Raw genomic sequence first — 18,430 nt, 5'->3', positions numbered from 1 at the left:
GCGGATCCGGACGCGCTGGCCCGCGCGCAGCAGCCGCAGGCCGCCGGCGTCGAAGGCCGGTGCGTCGAAGGGGACGGGGGTGCCGTCGTCGAGCAGGACCGAGCCGGAGCGGGTCGTGGGGTCGAAGCTGAACGCGGTGGCCTGCATGGGAGCCAGCATAGGGCTTCGGAGCAGGGCGGCGGTGGCCGGGCCGAGGCCCAGCAGGTGGGCGGCGGCCAGGTCCGCCGGGGTGTCGACGTCCCGGCGGACGGAGGGGGCGTCGGCCAGCCGGAGCTCGGCGGCGCCGCCGGCCAGGTGGGCGTCCCGGGAGCCCGGCCCGAACGCGGGGCGCAGCGGTTCGCGCGGCGGCCCGGCCAGCAGCACGGTGCCGGTGCCGGGGGCGTCGGCGAGGAAGGCCCGGCCCCGGGCGGGCACCGCGGCCAGCACCCGGGCGAGTTCGGTCGGCCGCAGGGCCGGCAGGTCCGCGGAGAGGGTGGTGACGGGGGAGCGGGGGAAGCGGCGGTGGGCGGTCGCGGCGCCGTGCGCGAGCGCCGGGTTGAGGCCGCCGGGCTCGTCGTCCAGCACCTCGGCCCCCAGCGCGCGCAGCGCTCCGGCGGCGCGCGGGTCCCGGGTGACCACCAGGACGCGTCCGACCGCGGGGCAGGCCAGCGCGGCGGCGACGGTGTCGAGCGCGAACGCGAGCGCCAGCCTGGGCCGGAGCGCGCCGAGCGCGGCCAGTCGGCTCTTCGCCGCGGCGAGCGGCTTGACCGGGACGACCACCGACCAGCCGGGTCGCGTTCCGGCCCCCTCGGCCCGCGGCCCTACCGGGGCGGTCGACCCGGCGGCGGCGGGGCGTACGGTGTCCTCTGTCATCGGCGCCATTGTGGCGTCGGCCGGGGAGCCCTGGCCAGCGTGTCCCGGCGCCCGGGGCGGCGGGCGGGGACGGGTCGACCGGTGGCGGTGGTGGCTGCTCGACACAGGCTCGGCTCCCGGGCGAGACTGGTCGGCGCCCCGGAGCCGCTGGTCGGCCCCGGCGAAGAGAGACCGCGGCGCAGTTACGGGGCGCCGCACGAATGAGGAGGAGCAGGGGTGGCCCGCCGCTCTAACGCCAGGTTCGGAAACGCCGACTACGGGATCTGGTACCGCTTCGCGGCGGTGCTCGTGAAGCCGGTGACCAACGCCCTGGCAAAGGCGGACTGGCGCGGCTGGGAGCACCTGCCCGAGAAGACCGGGTTCATCGCCGCGGTGAACCACAACTCGGTGATCGACCCGGTGTTCTACGCGCACTGGCAGTACAACTCGGGCCGCCCGCCGCGGATCCTCGCGAAGTCCTCGCTGTTCTCGGTGCCGTTCATCGGCTTCATGCTGCGCAAGACCGGCCAGATCCCGGTGTTCCGGGAGTCCACCGACGCCGCCGAGGCGTTCCGGGCCGCGATCGACGCGGTCAACGGCGGCCAGTGCGTGCAGTTCTACCCGGAGGGCACCCTCACCCGGGACCCGGGCCTGTGGCCGATGACCGGCAAGAGCGGCGCGGCCCGGGTCGCGCTGATGACGGGCGCGCCGGTGATCCCGGTGGCGCACTGGGGCGCGCACGAGATCATCCCGCCGTACGGCAAGGGCAAGGGCAAGTACCGGCTGTTCCCCCGGCACCGGGTGATCGTCGCGGCGGGCCCCGCGGTCGACCTGAGCCGGTACCAGGGCCGGGAGATCACCGCCCAGGTGCTCAAGGACGCCACCGACGACATCATGGCGGCGATCACCGCCGTGCTGGAGGAGATCCGCGGCGAGCAGGCCCCCGAGGAGCGCTACGACATGCGCAAGGCCGCCAGGGACCGGGCCGCGGCGGCCCGGGCCAAGGGCGGGCGCGCCGCCGAGGAGGGCGGCCGGTGACCCGCTGCGCGGTGATGGGGACGGGCTCCTGGGGCACCGTCTTCGCGATGATCCTGGCCGACGCGGGCTGCGAGGTGACCCTGTGGGGCCGCCGCCGGGAGCTGGTCGAGGCGATCGACCGGGAGCACGTGAACCGGGACTACCTGCCGGAGCTGGAGCTGCCCGCGGCCATCCGGGCCACCACCGACGCCGCCGAGGCGCTGGCCGGGGCGGACTTCGCGGTGCTCTCGGTGCCGTCCCAGACGCTGCGCGACAACCTCGCGCTCTGGGCGCCGCTGATCGAGCCGCAGACCGCCCTGGTGAGCCTGATGAAGGGCGTCGAGCTGGGCACCGTGAAGCGGATGAGCGAGGTGATCGCCGAGGTCGCCGGGGTCGGCCCGGAGCGGGTCGTGGTGGTGTCGGGGCCGAACCTGGCCGGCGAGATCGCCAACCGGCAGCCCGCCGCGACGGTGGTGGCCTGCACCGACGAGGAGGTCGCCAAGCGCTTCCAGCGGGCCTGCCACACCCCGTACTTCCGCCCGTACACCAACACCGACGTGGTGGGCTGCGAGCTGGGCGGCGCGGTGAAGAACGTGATCGGCCTGGCGGTCGGCATGGCCAACGGCATGGGCCTGGGCGACAACACCAAGGCGACGCTGATCACCCGCGGGCTGGCCGAGACCACCCGGCTGGGCCTGACGCTCGGCGCGGACCCGCACACCTTCGCCGGGCTGGCCGGGATGGGCGACCTGGTGGCGACCTGCTCCTCGCCGCTGTCCCGGAACAACACCTTCGGCACCAACCTGGGCCGCGGCATGACGCTGGCCGAGACCATCGCCGCCACCAGCCAGACCGCGGAGGGCGTGAAGTCCTGCGAATCGGTGCTCGACCTGGCCCGGCGCAACGGCGTCGACATGCCGATCGTGGAGGCCGTGGTGGACGTGGTGCACAAGGGGCGGCCGACCCAGGAGGTGCTGAAGGGACTGATGTCCCGTTCGGCCAAGCCTGAGCGCCGCTGACCGGAATCGGACGGTAGTCTCAACGCCGATATGAGCATCGAACAGACCACCCCGAACCAGGCGGCCAAGCCGCGCGTCGCGATCGTCTTCGGCGGCCGCAGCTCCGAGCACGGCGTGTCCGTGGTCACCGCCGCCAGCGTGCTGCGCTCGATCGACCGCAGCAAGTACGAGGTGCTGCCGATCGGCATCACCCACGAGGGCCGCTGGGCCCTGGTCGGCGACGAACCCGCCCGGATGGCCATCACCGACGGCCGGATGCCGGACGTCGACCAGGTCGCCGAGTCCACCGAGGGCCAGGTGGCGCTGCCGCTCGCCCCCGGCGACCGGAACGTGGTGTGGAGCGAGCCCGGTGCCGCGCCGAAGGTCCTCGGCGAGGTCGACGTGGTGCTCCCGCTGCTGCACGGACCGTGGGGCGAGGACGGCACCCTGCAGGGCCTGCTGGAGCTCTCCGGCGTCCCGTACGTCGGCTCCGGCGTGCTGGCCTCCGCGGTCGGCATGGACAAGGAGTTCACCAAGCGGATCATCGAGTCGCTCGGCCTGTACGCGGGCGAGTACACGGTGCTCAAGCCGCGCGAGTGGGAGTCCGAGGCCGGCCGCACCGCCGCCCGCGAGCGGATCGCCGCGCTCGGCCTGCCGCTGTTCGTCAAGCCCTGCCGGGCCGGCTCCTCGATCGGCATCACCAAGGTCAAGGACCTCGCCGACCTGGACGCCGCGGTCGAGGAGGCCCGCCGCCACGACCCCAAGGTCATCGTGGAGAAGGGCGTCGAGGGCCGCGAGGTCGAGTGCGGCGTGCTGGAGTTCGAGGACGGCCCGCGCGCCTCGGTGCCCGCCGAGGTGCTGGTCGACGGGGACTTCGAGTTCTACGACTTCGAGGCCAAGTACATCGACTCCTCCGAGGTCCGGATCCCCGCCGAGCTCACCGACGAGGAGCGGGCCGGGATCCGCCGGCAGGCCGTCGAGGTGTTCGAGGGCCTCGGCTGCGAGGGCCTGGCCCGGGTCGACTTCTTCCTGCTGGCCGACGGCCGGTGGATGGTCAACGAGATCAACACCATGCCCGGCTTCACCCCCATCTCGGCCTACCCCAAGATGTGGGAGGCCACCGGCGTGCCCTACGCCGAACTGATCGACCGCCTGCTGGCCGCCGCGCTGCGCCGCTCCACCGGCCTGCGCTAGGCCCGGCCGGGCCCGGTCAGGACCCGTCCAGGCAGTCCGAGTCGGCCTTCCCGTCGATGGTCGGGACGGTCGACCGGACGGCGTCGGCGAGGTACGCCAGCGGGTCCGCGTAGTTGCCGTACGCCCCCTCGGGGACCTCCACCACCACGTACGCCGCGCGCAGCCCGGTGGCGAACCGGTAGCCGCCCCCGCCGTCCTCGGTCATCCCCCAGCTGACCTCGTTGACGCACGGGCCCTTGCGGGTGCCGTCGTTCAGGAAGTCCGGCCGGTCCCCGCCGCAGGTCAGCACGGTGCGCGGGGAGGACGCCCAGGCGGCGGTGTACGGGGAGGCCGGGGACGGGTCCTTGCGGGCGTGCCCCAGGACGTCGGCGGGCAGCGCGGCGTCCAGCGCCGCGCAGTACCGGGCGGCCCCGGCGTCCGGCACCGGCGGGGTGACGTCCGGCTCGCCGCTCCAGGCGGCGACCAGCCCCGCCGTGACGGCCAGCAGCGCGGCGGGCGGCGCCAGCCAGCGCACCGGGGCGGGCAGGCGGTTCAACAGGTCGCGGTAGGCCACCGCACGATGGTAGGCCGTCTTACAGCCGCACCACCGGACAGGTCAGGGTGCGGGTGATGCCCTCCACCTGTTGGACGTTGGCCACCACCAGGCGGCCCAGTTCGTCGATCGACTCCGCCTCGGCCCGGACGATCACGTCGTACGGACCCGTCACGTCCTCGGCGGTGATCACCCCGGCGATCTTGGCGACGGACTCGGCCACCGAGGTGGCTTTGCCCACCTCGGTCTGGATCAGGATGTACGCCTGCACCACGGTGGACCTCCAGGCGGCTGGGTGGGGGAGTTGCGACCGGCAGTCTGATCACCACGCTACCGCGCGACCACACGGACGGGGGAGACCCCGGAAGGCCCGGAAGGCGTACGCTGCGGGCGCGGGGGCGGGGGCCCCGCGGCACGGGGCGCACACCTAATCGGACAAACACGGGGAACGCGGAGGACGGGCTGATGCAGGGGACCGTGGGCGAACTCGGCGAGTTCGGGCTCATCCGGGAGCTGACCGCACGGCTGCCGATGACCCCGGCGGTGGAGCTCGGGCCCGGCGACGACGCGGCCGTGGTCAAGGCGCCCGACGGCCGGGTGGTGGCCACCACCGACGTGCTGATCGAGGGCCGGCACTTCCGCCGCGACTGGTCCACCGCGTACGACGTCGGCCGCAAGTGCGCGGCGCAGAACCTCGCCGACATCGCCGCGATGGGCGCCGTCCCGACCGCCCTGCTGCTCGGCCTGGTCACCCCCGCCGACCTGCCCACCACCTGGGCCACCGAGCTGATGGACGGGCTGCGCGACGAGTGCCAGGTGGCCGGCGCCACCGTGGTCGGCGGCGACGTGGTGCGCGGCGACACCATCACGCTGGCCATCACCGCGCTCGGCGACCTGCAGGGCCGGCGCCCGGTGGTGCGTTCCGGCGCGCAGGTCGGGGACGTGGTCGCGGTGACCGGCTGGCTCGGCTGGTCCGCCGCCGGGCTGACCGTCCTGCAGCGCGGCTTCCGCTCCCCGCGCGCCTTCGTCGAGGCCCACCGCCGCCCCGAACCGCCGTACCACGCCGGCCCCGCCGCCAGCGAGCTCGGCGCCACCGCCATGGTCGACGTCTCCGACGGCCTGGTCGCCGACCTCGGCCACGTCGCCCGGGCCAGCGACGTCGACATCGACCTGCGCGCCGCCGACTTCGACGTCCCCGCGCAGATGGCCGACATCGGGCAGGCCGTCGGCGTCGACCCGCTGGTGTGGGTGCTCTCCGGCGGGGAGGACCACGCCATCGTCGCGACCTTCCCCAAGTCGACCGCGCTGCCCGCCCGCTGGCGGGTGATCGGCGAGGTCGTGCGCACCGCCCGCCCCGGCCGCGGCGGCACCGTCACCGTCGACGGCGCCCCCTGGGACCGCACCGCGGGCTGGGACCACTTCGCCGAGCAGTAGCCGCCCTTCCCCGGCGGGGCGCCCCCGAGCGCGTAGTGTTGCGCCTGTCGGGCGGACCGACAGCGTCGACGGTCCGGTCCACCTACGTACGCGGGGGCGCACCCCCAGGAGCAGGAGCACAGCCACCATGCGAATCGGCGTTCTCACCAGCGGCGGCGACTGCCCCGGCCTCAACGCGGTCATCCGCTCGATCGTGCACCGCGGCACCGACGTGCACGGCGACGAGATCCTCGGCATCGAGGACGGCTTCCTCGGCCTGATCGAGGGGCGGGCCCGGCCCATCACGCACGAGGACGTCACCGGCCTGCTCACCCTCGGCGGCACCGTCCTCGGCTCCGCCCGGGTGCAGCGCGAGAAGATCCGCTGGGCCGTCGAGAACTCCCGCGAACTCGCCGCCAAGCTCGGCATCGAGGCGCTGATCGCGATCGGCGGCGAGGGCACCCTCACCGCCGCCAAGCTGTTCAGCGACGCCGGACTGCCCGTGGTCGCCGTCCCCAAGACCATCGACAACGACATCGACGCCACCGACGTCACCTTCGGCTTCGACACCGCCGTGCACGTCGCCACCGAGGCCATCGACCGGCTCAAGACCACCGCCGAGTCCCACCAGCGGGTGATGGTCGTCGAGCTGATGGGCCGCCACACCGGCTGGATCACCCTCACCGCGGGCATGGCCGGCGGCGCCCACGGCATCCTCATCCCGGAGAAGCCCTTCGACATCGAGGCCGTCGCCCGGATGATCGAGGAGCGCTTCCAGCGCGGCAAGAAGTTCGCCATCATCGCCGTCGCCGAGGGTGCCCAGCCGCTGCCCGGCACGCTGCGCTTCGAGCACGGCCAGGTCGACCAGTTCGGCCACCAGACCTTCGGCGGCATCGGCACCCGGCTCGCCATCGAACTGGAGAACCTGCTCGGCAAGGAGGCCCGGCCGGTCATCCTCGGCCACACCCAGCGCGGCGGCACCCCCACCGCGCTCGACCGGGTGCTCGCCACCCGCTTCGGCTGGCACGCCGTCGAGGCCGTCCACAAGGGCGCGTTCGGGCACTTCACCGCGCTGCGCGGCACCGAGATCCACCTCACCCCGATCGCCGACGCCGTCGTCCAGCTCAAGACCGTCCCGCAGGACCGCTGGATCGAATCCGAGGCCGTGCTCTGACCCGCCGGGCCGGATCGGTAGGTTGGGGCGCATGAGCACCGAAACCGCCGCCCCGCCCCGAGTCCTCACCGTCGCCGGCTCCGACAGCGGCGGCGGTGCGGGCATCCAGGCCGACCTCAAGGCCATGCTCGCGCTCGGCGTCCACGGCATGAGCGTCATCACCGCCGTCACCGCGCAGAACTCGCTCGGCGTCCAGGGCTACTGGGAACTGCCCGCCGAAGCCGTCCGCGCCCAGTACCGCAGCGTCGTCGACGACATCGGCGTCCAGGCCGTCAAGACCGGCATGCTCGCCTCGGTCGAACTCGTCGAGACCGTCTCCGCGCTGCTCGCCGACGCCCCCGCCCCCGTCGTGGTCGACCCCGTCGGCGTCTCCAAGCACGGCGACGCGCTGCTCGCCGCGAACGCCGTCGACACCCTCCGGACCCGGCTGCTGCCGGTCGCCACCCTCGCCACCCCCAACCTGCACGAGGTGACCCAGCTCACCGGGCGCACCGTCACCGGCGAGAGCGAGATGCTCGACGCCGCGAAGGCGCTGCGCGACCTCGGCCCCGACTGGGCCCTGATCAAGGGCGGCCACCTGGAGGGCGAGGCCGCCGACCTGCTGCTCGGCCCCGACGGCGAGACCCACTGGTACCGCGCCCCCCGCCACGACAACCGCCACACCCACGGCACCGGCTGCACCCTCGCCAGCGCGATCGCCGCGCGGCTCGCCCTCGGGGACCTGATGCCGCGAGCCGTCGCCCACGCCAAGGCGTACGTCACCGGCGCGATCGCGCACGGCTTCGCGCTCGGTTCCGGCATCGGGCCGGTGGACCACTTCTGGCGGGCCCGGAACTCCTAGGCGGGCGAAGGGGGCAGACCAGGGGCTCGGGGAACGGCGAGGCCGTGGCTGCTGACGGTGCACTGCCGCCCAGCGCGTCTGCTTCTGGTTCTTGTTACTACACGCAGCAGCACGGACCTTCGATGGGCTCCGGCCGCCAGCAGCATCGACCCGCCGTTCCCCGGGCCCCTGACGGGGCCACTACGCAGCATCGACCCGCCGTTCCCCAAGCCCCTGACGGGGCCCATGCGCAGCATCGACCCGCCGTTCCCGAAAGCCGAAAGCCGACCACGGTCCCCCGGAGGGGCGTGGTCGGCTTTCGGGGAAAGCTGGTGACCGGGTTACCGGTCTGCGCGTCAGCGCGAGACCTTACCGGCCTTGATGCACGAGGTGCAGACGTTGAGCCGCTTCGGCGTCCGCCCGATCACAGCGCGCACCGTCTGGATGTTGGGGTTCCAACGACGGGGGGTGCGGCGGTGCGAGTGGGAAATGCTGTTGCCGAAGCCCGGGCCCTTGCCGCAGACGTCACAGTTGGCAGCCACAGGAGTCACTCCAAGACTTCAGATCAGGTACTTGTCACTAGCCCGGGGTGCTCCAGGCAACCGGGAGAGCATACAACGGTGACTCCCGCTCAACGAAACTACCACGATCGCGGGGGTGATCGTTGCCCCGAGCTGGGCACGAGCCTGCGGCGGGCACCCCCGCGGGGGCCGATAACCTGCCAGCATCGCCCCTCGCCACCGCGTCCTGTCGTGTTCCCGTGGCGTTCATCCGGAGGAGACCTGGTGCTGGACACCCTCGACGCCCCGGCCGTCCGCACCTGGTGCCGGCTCGCGCTGGCGGCCCTCGGCCAGGCCCGCGAGGAGATCGACGCGCTGAACGTGTACCCGGTTCCGGACGGCGACACCGGGACGAACCTCTACCTGACGGTGGAGTCCGCCGCCGAGGCGCTGGACGCGGTGTTCGCCGCCGCCGAGGAGCCCGGACTGGCCGCCGCCGCGACCGCCGCCGCCCGCGGCGCGCTGATCGGGGCCCGCGGGAACTCCGGCGTGATCCTGGCGCAGTGGCTGCGCGGCATGGCCGAGGTGCTGGCCGGCGGCGGCGAACTGGCCGCCGCGCTCGACCACGGCGCCCGCTCGGCGTACCAGGCCGTCGCGGTGCCGGTCGAGGGCACCCTGCTGACGGTCGCCGCCGCCGCCGCGGAGGCGGCCGGCGGCGCGGACGGACTGACCGGACAGGCCCAGGAGGCGTACCGGGCGGCCCGGCAGGCGCTGCTGCTCACCCCCGACCAGCTCTCCGTGCTGGCCGAGGCGGGCGTGGTGGACGCGGGCGGCCGGGGCCTGGTCGCGGTGCTGGGCGCGCTGGTGGACGCCGTCTCCGGGCAGCAGCCGATGGGGCCGGTCGCGCTGCGCCGCGAACTGGACCCGCTGGTGCTGGACGGCTGCGAGAGCTACGAGCGGGCGCCGGGCTCGGGCCACCCCGCGTTCGAGGTGATCTACCTGCTGGAGGCCGAGGACGAACAGCTGCCGGTGCTGCGCGAACGGCTCGGCCGGCTCGGCGACTCGCTGGTGATCGGCGGCGGGGACGGCCTGTGGAACGTCCACGTGCACGTGGACGACGCGGGCGCGGCCGTCGAGGCGGGCGTCGAGGCCGGGCGGCCGCACCGGATCAGGATCACCCACTTCGCCGAGGCCGCGGCCCGCTCCGGCGAGCGGGAGGAGACCGTCTCGCACGGGCGGGCGGTGCTCAGCGTGGTCACCGGCAGCGGGCTGGCGCAGCTGTGCGGGCAGGCCGGATCGGTGGTGCTGGAGGCCGACCCGGACCGTCCGCCTGTCAGCGCCGAACTGGTCGCCGCCGTGCACCGCTGCGGGGCCCGCGAGGTGGTGCTGCTGCTCAACGACCCCGAACTGCGCCCGGCCGCCGGCGCCGCCGCCGACCAGCTGCGCGAGGAGGGCGTGCGGATCGCCGTGCTGCCCACCCGTTCCCCGGTGCAGGGCCTGGCCGCGCTGGCCGTGCACGACGCCGGGCGGCGCTTCGACGAGGACGTGGTGGCGATGACTTCCGCCGCCGGCGCCACCCGGTACGCCGAACTGGCCGTCGCCGAGGGCGAGTCCTGGACGATGGCGGGCGTCTGCCAGGCCGGCGACGTGCTCGGCCTGATCGACGGCGACGTCGCGGTGATCGGCACCGACCTCACCGAGACCGCGCTCACCGTGCTCGACCGGATGATCGCGGCCAGCGGCGAACTGGTCACCCTGGTGCTCGGCGAGGAGGCCCCCGCGGACCTCGCCGACCGGCTGATCGCGCACGCCCGGCGCACCCGCCCCGAGGTGGACACCGTCGCCTACCGGGGCGGCCGGGAGGCCGTGCCGCTGCTCATCGGGGTGGAGTGAGCCGGAGCGTCACTCCGGTGGTGTGAAATGGGACGCCATGGGCGCTCTCGATGAACCGCTGAAGGAACTGGTCGGCGACCGCACCGCGAAGGTGCTGGCCGACGGTCTCAAGCTGCGCACGGTCGGCGACCTGCTGCACCACTACCCGCGCCGGTACGTCGAGCGCGGGCAGCTCACCAGCCTGGACGAGCTGGAGGTGGACGAGCACGTCACCGTGCTGGCCCGGATCGAGAAGGTCACCCTGATCCCGTTCCGCGGCCGCAAGGGCGACCGGCTGGAGGTGGTGGTCACCGACGGCCGCTCCAGGCTCTCGCTGGTGTTCTTCAACCAGGGCTGGCGGCAGAAGGAGCTCCGCCCCGGCCAGCAGGGCCTGTTCGCGGGCAAGGTCGGCCTGTTCAACCGCACCCGCCAACTCGCCTCGCCCGACTACCAGTTGATCGACGACGAGGAGGGCTCCTCGGCGGCGAAGCAGTTCGCCGGCCGGCTCATCCCGGTCTACCCGGCCAGTGCCCAGATGCCCAGCTGGAAGCTCGCGCTCTGCGTCGAGATGGCGCTCACCAAGCACCTGGCCGACGTCGGCGAACCGCTGCCCGCCGAACTGCGCGCCGAGCACGGCCTGATCCCGCTGCCCGAGGCGCTGGAACTGATCCACCGCCCGCACGACCAGGTGGAGCGGGAGCGCGCCCAGAACCGGCTGCGCTGGGACGAGGCGTTCGTCCTCCAGGTCGCCCTCGCCCAGCGCCGGGCCGCCGACTCCGCGCTGCCCGCCGTCCCGCGCCGCCCCGTTCCCGGCGGCGTGCTGGACGCCTTCGACGCCCGGCTGCCCTTCACCCTCACCGACGGCCAGCGCAAGGTCTGCGCCGAGATCTTCGCCGACCTGGCCACCGAGCACCCGATGCACCGGCTGCTCCAGGGCGAGGTCGGCTCCGGGAAGACGCTGGTCGCGCTGCGCGCCATGCTCGCCGTGGTCGACACCGGCGGGCAGGCCGTGCTGCTCGCCCCCACCGAGGTGCTCGCCCAGCAGCACCACCGCTCGATCACCGAGATGATGGGCGACCTCGCCGAGGCCGGGATGATCGGCGGCTCCGAGACCGGCACCCGGGTCGCCCTGCTCACCGGCTCGATGGGCGCCGCCGCCCGCCGCGGCGCGCTGCTCGACATGGCCTCCGGCAAGGCCGGCATCGCCATCGGCACGCACGCCCTGATCGAGGACAGGGTGCAGTTCGCCGACCTCGGCCTGGTCGTCGTCGACGAGCAGCACCGCTTCGGCGTCGAGCAGCGCGACGCGCTGCGGGCCAAGGGCGAGCAGCCCCCGCACCTGCTGGTGATGACCGCCACGCCGATCCCGCGCACCGTCGCGATGACCGTCTTCGGCGACCTGGAGACCTCCGTCCTGGACCAGCTGCCGTCCGGCCGCTCGCCGATCTCCACCCACGTCGTTCCGGCGCTGGAGAAGCCCAACTTCCTCGTCCGGGCCTGGGAGCGGGTCCGCGAGGAGGTCGGCAAGGGCCACCAGGCGTACGTGGTCTGCCCGCGGATCGGGGACGAGGAGGAGCCGGCGAAGGGGAAGAAGAAGCGCAAGGAGGAGCCCGAGGAGGTCGGTGGCGCCGACGGCGAGGAGCGGCGGCCGCCGCTGGCCGTGGTGGAGACCGCCGAGCAGCTCGCCAAGGGCCCGCTGGCCGGGCTGCGGGTGGAGATCCTGCACGGCCGGCTCGCCCCCGAGGCCAAGGACGACGTGATGCGCCGCTTCGCCGCCGGCGAGGTGGACGTGCTGGTCGCCACCACCGTGATCGAGGTCGGCGTCAACGTGCCGAACTCCACCGTCATGGTGATCATGGACGCCGACCGGTTCGGCGTCTCCCAGCTGCACCAGCTGCGCGGCCGGGTCGGCCGCGGCTCCGCCGCCGGGCTCTGCCTGCTGGTCAGCGACATGCCCGCGGCCAGCGCCGCCCGGGCCCGGCTGGACGCGGTGGCCGGCACCCTGGACGGCTTCGCGCTCTCCCGGATCGACCTCGAACAGCGCCGCGAGGGCGACGTGCTCGGCCAGGCCCAGTCCGGCGTGAAGTCCTCGCTCAAGGTGCTCTCGGTGCTGGAGGACGAGGAGGTCATCGCCACCGCCCGGGCCGAGGCCACCCGGCTGGTCGCCGCCGACCCCGCGCTGGAGGCCCACCCCGAGCTGCGCACCGCGCTGGAGAGCCTGCTCGACGAGGACCGCGCGGAGTACCTGGAGAAGGGCTGAGGCGGGTCGTTCGGACACCCCGATTGTCAGTGCCCCGGGAGAGAATGTAGTTGTTCGGGGCGCACTCCACGGTGCGTCCCCGGCACGAGAATTGGGGGTCATTGCATGGCATTCCGTCACCTCAACGAGCTCCCGCTCGGCGACAAGGTCTTCCGGATCGAGGTCGCCAGCGAGGACGACCGCGAAGTCGCCCTCACCCTGACCGGCTGGCGCGAGGGGGACCCCGCCAACCCGGTCGCCTCCGGCAAGCTCCGCCTCCCGGTGGAGGACGTCGCCTCGCTGCGGATCGCGCTCAACCGCGCCCTGCGCGCGCTGGCCATCGTCGCCGACGTCTCCGAGCCGATCCCCGACCGGGACGTGCTCCGCGAGCTCTACCCCGGCCACGGCTCCCCCTGGGTGCCGCAGCACGAGGAGGAGCTGGTGCGCCGCTTCCACGACGGCGACACCATCGCCCGGATCGCCGCCCGCTACGGCCGCACGCCCGACTCCGTCCGCACCAAGCTGCGCGAGCTCGGCCACGACCCGCGCCGCCCCGAGTACTGCCCGCCGGACGGCTGCCTGTCCTGGTCGCGCTACGCCTCGCCGACGCTGCTCGGCGCCGCGTCCAGCGAGTAGGCCCTGACGGGGGGTGCCGCGCGCCCGGTCGCCGCCGCCGCGGTCGGCTAGGGTCGGGCGCGCAGCACCCCCCACCCGCAAAGGACCCAACGCCATGCCTCGCGTGATCGCCGGCCGTGCCGGAGGCCGCCCGCTCGCCGCGCCGCCCGGTCGGAACACCCGCCCGACGTCCGACAAGGCGCGGGAGGCGATGTTCTCCACCGTCGAGGCGCTGTTCGGCCCGATCGCCGGCGCCCGGATGCTGGACCTGTTCGCGGGCAGCGGCGCGGTCGGGCTGGAGGCGCTCTCCCGCGGGGCCGCGCACGCCCTGCTGGTGGAGGCCGACGCGGGCGCGGTCCGCACCGTCCGGGAGAACGTCCGGACGCTGGGCCTGCCCGGTGCCGAGGTGCGGGCCGAGAAGGCCGAGAAGGTGATCGCGGGGGCGCCCCCGGCCGAGCCGTACGACCTGGTGTTCCTGGACCCGCCGTACGCGGTCGAGGACGCCGTGCTGCGCGAGATGTTGGCCACACTCCGCTCGGGGGGCTGGCTGTCCGAGCACGTTCTCGTCACCGTGGAACGCAGCACCCGGGGCGGCGAGTTCGGTTGGCCGGACGGTTTCGAGGGGCTGCGTTCGCGCAAGTACGGCGAGGGCACGCTCTGGTACGGTCGCGCCGCCGACGGGGCTGACCAAGACTCGTAGCAGAACATCCCGCCCCACAAGGGAGCACACGCATGCGCCGCGCCGTCTGTCCGGGGTCCTTCGACCCCATCACCAACGGACACCTCGACATCATCGAGCGGGCCTCCAAGCTGTACGACGTGGTGCACGTGGCGGTGCTGATCAACCGCAACAAGCAGGGCATGTTCTCCGTCGACGAGCGGATCGCCCTGATCGCGGAGACCACCGCGCACCTGGGCAACATCGAGGTGGAGTCGCACAGCGGCCTGCTGGTGGACTTCTGCCGCGAGCGCGGCATCCCGGCGATCATCAAGGGCCTGCGGGCGGCCGGCGACTTCGACTACGAGCTCCAGATGGCCCAGATGAACCACGGGCTGACCGGCGTGGAGACGCTCTTCGTGCCGACCTCGCCGACGTACAGCTTCCTCTCCTCCAGCCTGGTCAAGGAAGTGGCCTCGCTGGGCGGCGACGTCTCCCACCTGCTGCCCCCCGTGGTGCACCGGCGGCTGGTCGAGCGGATCGCCGAACGCCGCAACTGACCCGGGCGTTGCGGGCGGCGGGGTGAGTGGCCGTACAGTCTGTACTCCCGGCCCCGGGGCCGCACCCAGCGGTCTTCGGGCACTGCCTCCGCCGCACCTCGGCGGCACACGGAAAGACTGAAGACGCCCGTGGACGTGCAGCAGAAACTCGACGAGATCATCGCCGTGGTCGAGAGGGCCAAGGCGATGCCGATGTCGTCGTCCTGCGTGGTCAACCGTGCCGAGTTGACCGGACTGCTCCGCGACCTGCGCGAGGCGATGCCCGCCGAACTCGCGCAGGCCCAGTCGGTGGTGGCCGACCACCAGCAGATGGTGGCCGACGCCCAGGCCCAGGCCGACCAGATCATCCGCGGCGCGCACGACGAGCGCGGCTCGCTGATCTCCGACACCGAGGTGGTCCGGCAGGCCCAGGCCGAGGCGGACCGGATCCTCGCCGAGGCGCGGGCCGAGGAGCACACCAAGCGGGCCGAGGCCGACGACTACGTCGACTCCAAGCTGGCCAACTTCGAGGTGGTGCTGACCAAGACGCTCGGCGCGGTCGGCCGCGGCCGGCACAAGCTGCGCGGCGACTCCGGGGTGTACGAGCCGGAGGCGGACGGCGCCGACGACGGCGAGGAGTTCCGGCCCCGGATCAGCCCCAGCCCGGAGGCCGACGAGTACGTCGACGTGAAGCTGGCCACCCTGGAGGCGGTGCTCTCCGCCACCCTGGAGGCGGTCGGCAAGGGCCGCGACAAGCTGCTCGGCAAGGCCCCGATCGACGAGCTGGGCGCCTACCTGGCCGCCGCCGACGAGGCCCAGCAGCTCAAGGACCGCGCCGAGGCGGTGGCGGCCGGCTTCGGCGCCGAGGACGACCAGCAGAACTGGTACGCCGACGTCCCGCAGCAGCAGAGCTGGCCCGAGCAGACCCCGGCCGCGGCCGGCTGGCAGCAGCCCGGCGAGGACCCGTACGCCCAGCCGCAGACCCCGCAGACCCCGCAGTACGCCGAGGTGTACGGCGGCGGCTACGACCCGGCCGCGGCCCCGCAGACCGACCCGTACGGCCAGCCCTACGGGCACCAGCAGCCGGTCGACCCGTACTACCAGCAGCCGCAGTACCAGCAGCCGCAGGGCTTCGACCAGTGGGGCAACCCGCTGCCCGTCGACCCGTACGGCTACCAGCAGCAGCCCCAGCAGCAGGCCCAGCTGCCCCAGCAGCAGGGCGGGTTGGACGAGACCAGCTTCTTCGACACCAGCATGATCGACATGACCAGGCTGCGGGAGCTGGGCGGCCGCTGAGGGGCGAGTTGGGTTCGGCGCGGACTCTCCGGTAGTCTGACCACTCCGGCCTGTTCGTGCCGGGTTCGCCGTGTGCCCGCTCGCCGGGCCGCCGCAGAAACCGAAACTCCGCGCCGCGCAGGGATGCGCGCCGCCGCCCAGGAAGTCAGGAAACCTTGAACCGCCTCGACCACCGCGACCCCCTCGTGTTCGACACGCACGAGCTCGGCCGTCGCCCCGGATCGCTGCGCAAGGTGACCCGCACCCTGGAGGCCCCGGCGGAGCTCGGCATCGCGGACGTGATCGGCGTTCCCGAGAAGAGCGAGATCGCGCTGGAGCTCCGCATGGAGTCGGTGGTCGAGGGCGTGCTGGTCACCGGCACCGCCGAGGCCCACGTCACCGGCGAGTGCTCCCGCTGCCTGGAGCCGGTGGAGGACGACCTGGAGGTCGACTTCCAGGAGCTCTACTACTACCCGGAGTCCGAGGAGCGTCACCGCGCGATCGCGGGGGACGACTTCGACGAGGAGTCCGAGGACGAGACTTACCGCCTGGAGGGCGACCTGTTCGACCTCCAGCCGGTGCTGCGTGACGCGGTGGTGCTCGCACTGCCGCTGCAGCCGGTGTGCCAGGACGACTGCCTGGGTCTGTGCTCCGAGTGCGGAGCCCGCCTGAGCGACGACCCGGCGCACCACCACGACGCCGCCGACCCCCGGTGGGCGGCTCTGCAGGGACTCTCCGCCGCCCCCGGCGACGAGGGTGACGAGGAATAAGACACAGCGGTACCCGTGAGGGCCCCGCCGTAGAACCAGGAGATTTACCGTGGCTGTTCCGAAGCGGAAGATGTCGCGCAGCAACACGCGTCACCGCCGTTCCAACTGGAAGGCTGTCGTGCCCGCGCTCGTCGCGTGCGACCGCTGCCACGAGCCGAAGCTCGGGCACACCGCGTGCCCGACCTGCGGCACGTACAACCGTCGCCAGGTCCTCTCGGTCTGATCGGCGGGGTGCACGGATCGATGTCGGACACTGGCAGTTCCCCCCGCAAGCCGGACCCCGGGACCAACGGGGGTAGGGGCGGCGGGCCGGCTTCGACCGAATACGACGTCCTGGAAGGGCGCCTCGGGTACTCACTTGAGCGCGCCCTTCTGGTACGCGCCCTGACCCACCGCTCGTACGCCTACGAGAACGGCGGGCTGCCCACCAACGAGCGCCTGGAGTTCCTCGGCGACTCGGTGCTGGGCCTCGTGGTGACCGACACCCTCTACCGCCTCCACCCGGAGGTCGCCGAGGGCACGCTCGCCAAGCTCCGCGCCGCGGTGGTCAACTCCCGCGCGCTCGCCGAGGTCGGCCGCGGCCTGGACCTCGGGGCCTTCATCCGCCTGGGCAAGGGCGAGGAGGGCACCGGCGGCCGCGACAAGTCGTCGATCCTCGCGGACACCGTCGAGGCCGTGATCGGCGCGACCTACCTCGACCAGGGCCTGGACGCGGCCACCGAGTTCGTCCACCGCCTGTTCGACCCGCTGATCGCGGAATCCGCGCAGCTCGGCGCCGGACTCGACTGGAAGACCAGCCTCCAGGAGCTCACCGCCTCCGTCGGCCTGGGCGTCCCCGAGTACGTGGTCGCCGAATCCGGCCCGGACCACGAGAAGACCTTCACCGCCGCCGCCCGGGTGGCCGGCCAGGACTACGGCTCCGGCAGCGGACGCTCGAAGAAGGAAGCCGAGCAGAAGGCCGCCGAGTCCGCCTGGCGCTCCATCAAGGCCAAGCACGAGGCCGAACAGGCCGTGCGGCCCGCCGGCGAATCCGCCGCGACGGTCTGAGCGCGGACGCGCCGTGCCCGAACTGCCCGAGGTCGAGGTCGTCCGCCGCGGTCTGGCCCGCTGGGCCGCCGGACGCACCGTCGGCGACGTCCAGGTGCTGCACCCGCGGGCCGTCCGCCGCCAGGCGGGCGGCGCCGACGAGTTCACCGCGCTGCTGCGCGGCCGCACCCTCGGCGCACCGCAGCGCCGCGGCAAGTACCTGTGGGTGCCGCTCGGCGACGGCCTCTCGCTGATCGGCCACCTCGGGATGAGCGGCCAACTCCTCGTCCAGGAACCGGAGATGGCCGACTCCGTGCACCTGCGGGCCCGGCTGAGGTTCACCGACGGCGGCACCGAACTGCGCTTCGTCGACCAGCGCACCTTCGGCGGCCTCGCCGTCGAGGAGGCCGAGGCCGACGACCCCGAGTCCACCCCGCTCTCGCTCGCCCACATCGCCCGCGACCCGCTCGACGCCCGCTTCGACGACGACGCCTTCGCCCGCGCCCTGCGCGCCAAGCGCACCACCGTCAAGCGCGCCCTGCTCGACCAGACCCTGGTCAGCGGCGTCGGCAACATCTACGCCGACGAGGCGCTCTGGCGCAGCCGCCTGCACTTCGACCGCCCCACCGCCACCCTGACCCGCCCCGCCGCGCTCGAACTGCTCGGCCACGCCCGGGACGTCATGACGGCGGCGCTGGCCGTCGGCGGCACCAGCTTCGACTCGATGTACGTCAACGTCAACGGCGAGAGCGGCTACTTCTCCCGCGACCTCGACGCCTACGGCCGCGAGGGGCAGCCCTGCCGCCGCTGCGGCACCGCGATGCGCCGCGACGCCTGGATGAACCGCTCCAGCTACTCCTGCCCCGCCTGCCAGCGCCCGCCCCGGGCCTGATCCGCCCGCCCGGCCCTCCCGCCCGCCCGGCCCTCCCGGTCGCCGCGGCCCGGCGGCCGGGCCGC

At 73.7% G+C, this 18,430-nt stretch carries 19 protein-coding genes and 1 pseudogene; 16 read left to right on the top strand and 4 right to left on the bottom strand.

Annotated features, from left to right (window positions below; translation table 11 throughout):
* Positions 1-174: 174 nt before the first annotated feature.
* Positions 175-852, bottom strand: a pseudogene (cofC, locus tag ACWEO5_RS25265) (2-phospho-L-lactate guanylyltransferase); the annotation flags it as partial.
* A 216-nt stretch (positions 853-1,068) separates the two neighbouring features.
* Here cofC and ACWEO5_RS25260 point away from each other — a divergent pair.
* The 3 genes from ACWEO5_RS25260 to ACWEO5_RS25250 are packed head-to-tail and all read left to right on the top strand — an operon-like array spanning position 1,069 to position 4,040.
* Entirely contained in the window at positions 1,069-1,869 is an 801-nt protein-coding gene (locus ACWEO5_RS25260) for a lysophospholipid acyltransferase family protein (RefSeq protein WP_452164557.1), read from the top strand.
* Positions 1,870-1,883: 14 nt separating this feature from the next.
* Positions 1,884-2,867, top strand: a complete 984-nt coding sequence (locus ACWEO5_RS25255; protein WP_452164565.1) for an NAD(P)H-dependent glycerol-3-phosphate dehydrogenase — start codon at positions 1,884-1,886, stop codon at positions 2,865-2,867.
* A gap of 30 nt (positions 2,868-2,897) precedes the next feature.
* Positions 2,898-4,040 (top strand): D-alanine--D-alanine ligase family protein, encoded by a 1,143-nt coding sequence (locus tag ACWEO5_RS25250; protein WP_452164556.1) that lies wholly within the window; start codon positions 2,898-2,900, stop codon positions 4,038-4,040.
* 16 nt (positions 4,041-4,056) lie between these two features.
* On the opposite strand, the gene ACWEO5_RS25245 is transcribed toward ACWEO5_RS25250, so the two are convergent.
* Together ACWEO5_RS25245 and ACWEO5_RS25240 are read right to left on the bottom strand one after the other, a co-directional pair.
* Complete coding sequence (locus ACWEO5_RS25245; protein WP_452164555.1) at positions 4,057-4,593, bottom strand: DUF3515 family protein; 537 nt, start codon at positions 4,591-4,593, stop codon at positions 4,057-4,059.
* A gap of 19 nt (positions 4,594-4,612) precedes the next feature.
* Positions 4,613-4,846 carry an Lrp/AsnC ligand binding domain-containing protein gene (locus ACWEO5_RS25240; RefSeq protein WP_452164554.1) on the bottom strand — a complete coding sequence of 78 codons (234 nt, stop codon included), beginning with the start codon at positions 4,844-4,846 and terminating at the stop codon, positions 4,613-4,615.
* Between the two features lie 191 nt (positions 4,847-5,037).
* On the opposite strand from ACWEO5_RS25240, the gene ACWEO5_RS25235 reads away from it, so the two are divergent.
* The 3 genes from ACWEO5_RS25235 (at position 5,038) to thiD (ending at position 8,000) form a co-directional block, all read left to right on the top strand.
* Complete coding sequence (locus ACWEO5_RS25235) at positions 5,038-6,006, top strand: thiamine-phosphate kinase (protein ID WP_344554578.1); 969 nt, start codon at positions 5,038-5,040, stop codon at positions 6,004-6,006.
* A 127-nt stretch (positions 6,007-6,133) separates the two neighbouring features.
* Positions 6,134-7,159, top strand: a complete 1,026-nt coding sequence (locus ACWEO5_RS25230) for a 6-phosphofructokinase (RefSeq protein ID WP_344554577.1) — start codon at positions 6,134-6,136, stop codon at positions 7,157-7,159.
* Between the two features lie 31 nt (positions 7,160-7,190).
* Entirely contained in the window at positions 7,191-8,000 is an 810-nt protein-coding gene (gene thiD / locus ACWEO5_RS25225) for a bifunctional hydroxymethylpyrimidine kinase/phosphomethylpyrimidine kinase (protein WP_452164553.1), read from the top strand.
* Between the two features lie 335 nt (positions 8,001-8,335).
* On the opposite strand, the gene rpmB is transcribed toward thiD, so the two are convergent.
* Positions 8,336-8,521, bottom strand: coding sequence for a 50S ribosomal protein L28 (gene rpmB, locus ACWEO5_RS25220; RefSeq protein WP_014138233.1), 186 nt, complete (start codon positions 8,519-8,521; stop codon positions 8,336-8,338).
* 243 nt (positions 8,522-8,764) lie between these two features.
* Here rpmB and ACWEO5_RS25215 point away from each other — a divergent pair, with 243 nt between their 5' ends.
* The 10 genes from ACWEO5_RS25215 to mutM all read left to right on the top strand — a co-directional run bounded on the left by ACWEO5_RS25215 (position 8,765) and on the right by mutM (position 18,365).
* Positions 8,765-10,372: a DAK2 domain-containing protein gene (locus ACWEO5_RS25215; RefSeq protein WP_452164552.1), complete on the top strand. Its 1,608-nt coding sequence runs from the start codon at positions 8,765-8,767 to the stop codon at positions 10,370-10,372.
* A gap of 37 nt (positions 10,373-10,409) precedes the next feature.
* Positions 10,410-12,611, top strand: coding sequence for an ATP-dependent DNA helicase RecG (gene recG / locus ACWEO5_RS25210; RefSeq protein ID WP_452164551.1), 2,202 nt, complete (start codon positions 10,410-10,412; stop codon positions 12,609-12,611).
* A gap of 105 nt (positions 12,612-12,716) precedes the next feature.
* On the top strand, positions 12,717-13,226 hold the full coding sequence (locus ACWEO5_RS25205; protein ID WP_452164550.1) for a hypothetical protein: 510 nt from the start codon (positions 12,717-12,719) through the stop codon (positions 13,224-13,226).
* A 94-nt stretch (positions 13,227-13,320) separates the two neighbouring features.
* Positions 13,321-13,905 carry a 16S rRNA (guanine(966)-N(2))-methyltransferase RsmD gene (rsmD, locus tag ACWEO5_RS25200; protein ID WP_452164549.1) on the top strand — a complete coding sequence of 195 codons (585 nt, stop codon included), beginning with the start codon at positions 13,321-13,323 and terminating at the stop codon, positions 13,903-13,905.
* Between the two features lie 32 nt (positions 13,906-13,937).
* A complete protein-coding gene (coaD, locus tag ACWEO5_RS25195; protein WP_344554571.1) occupies positions 13,938-14,423 on the top strand; it encodes a pantetheine-phosphate adenylyltransferase in 486 nt (161 codons plus the stop codon).
* A gap of 129 nt (positions 14,424-14,552) precedes the next feature.
* Positions 14,553-15,698, top strand: coding sequence for an ATP synthase F0 subunit B (locus ACWEO5_RS25190; RefSeq protein WP_452164548.1), 1,146 nt, complete (start codon positions 14,553-14,555; stop codon positions 15,696-15,698).
* Between the two features lie 155 nt (positions 15,699-15,853).
* Entirely contained in the window at positions 15,854-16,447 is a 594-nt protein-coding gene (locus ACWEO5_RS25185; RefSeq protein WP_344554569.1) for a YceD family protein, read from the top strand.
* A gap of 49 nt (positions 16,448-16,496) precedes the next feature.
* Complete coding sequence (gene rpmF / locus ACWEO5_RS25180) at positions 16,497-16,670, top strand: 50S ribosomal protein L32 (RefSeq protein ID WP_033252700.1); 174 nt, start codon at positions 16,497-16,499, stop codon at positions 16,668-16,670.
* A 20-nt stretch (positions 16,671-16,690) separates the two neighbouring features.
* Positions 16,691-17,494 (top strand): ribonuclease III, encoded by an 804-nt coding sequence (gene rnc, locus ACWEO5_RS25175; RefSeq protein WP_452164547.1) that lies wholly within the window; start codon positions 16,691-16,693, stop codon positions 17,492-17,494.
* A gap of 13 nt (positions 17,495-17,507) precedes the next feature.
* A complete protein-coding gene (gene mutM / locus ACWEO5_RS25170; protein WP_452164546.1) occupies positions 17,508-18,365 on the top strand; it encodes a bifunctional DNA-formamidopyrimidine glycosylase/DNA-(apurinic or apyrimidinic site) lyase in 858 nt (285 codons plus the stop codon).
* Positions 18,366-18,430 lie beyond the last annotated feature (65 nt).

The sequence above is a fragment of the Kitasatospora sp. NPDC004272 genome, from assembly GCF_053603035.1.
Note: the sequence above shows the minus strand (reverse complement) of the source record. Positions and strands in the feature narration are given on the sequence as shown.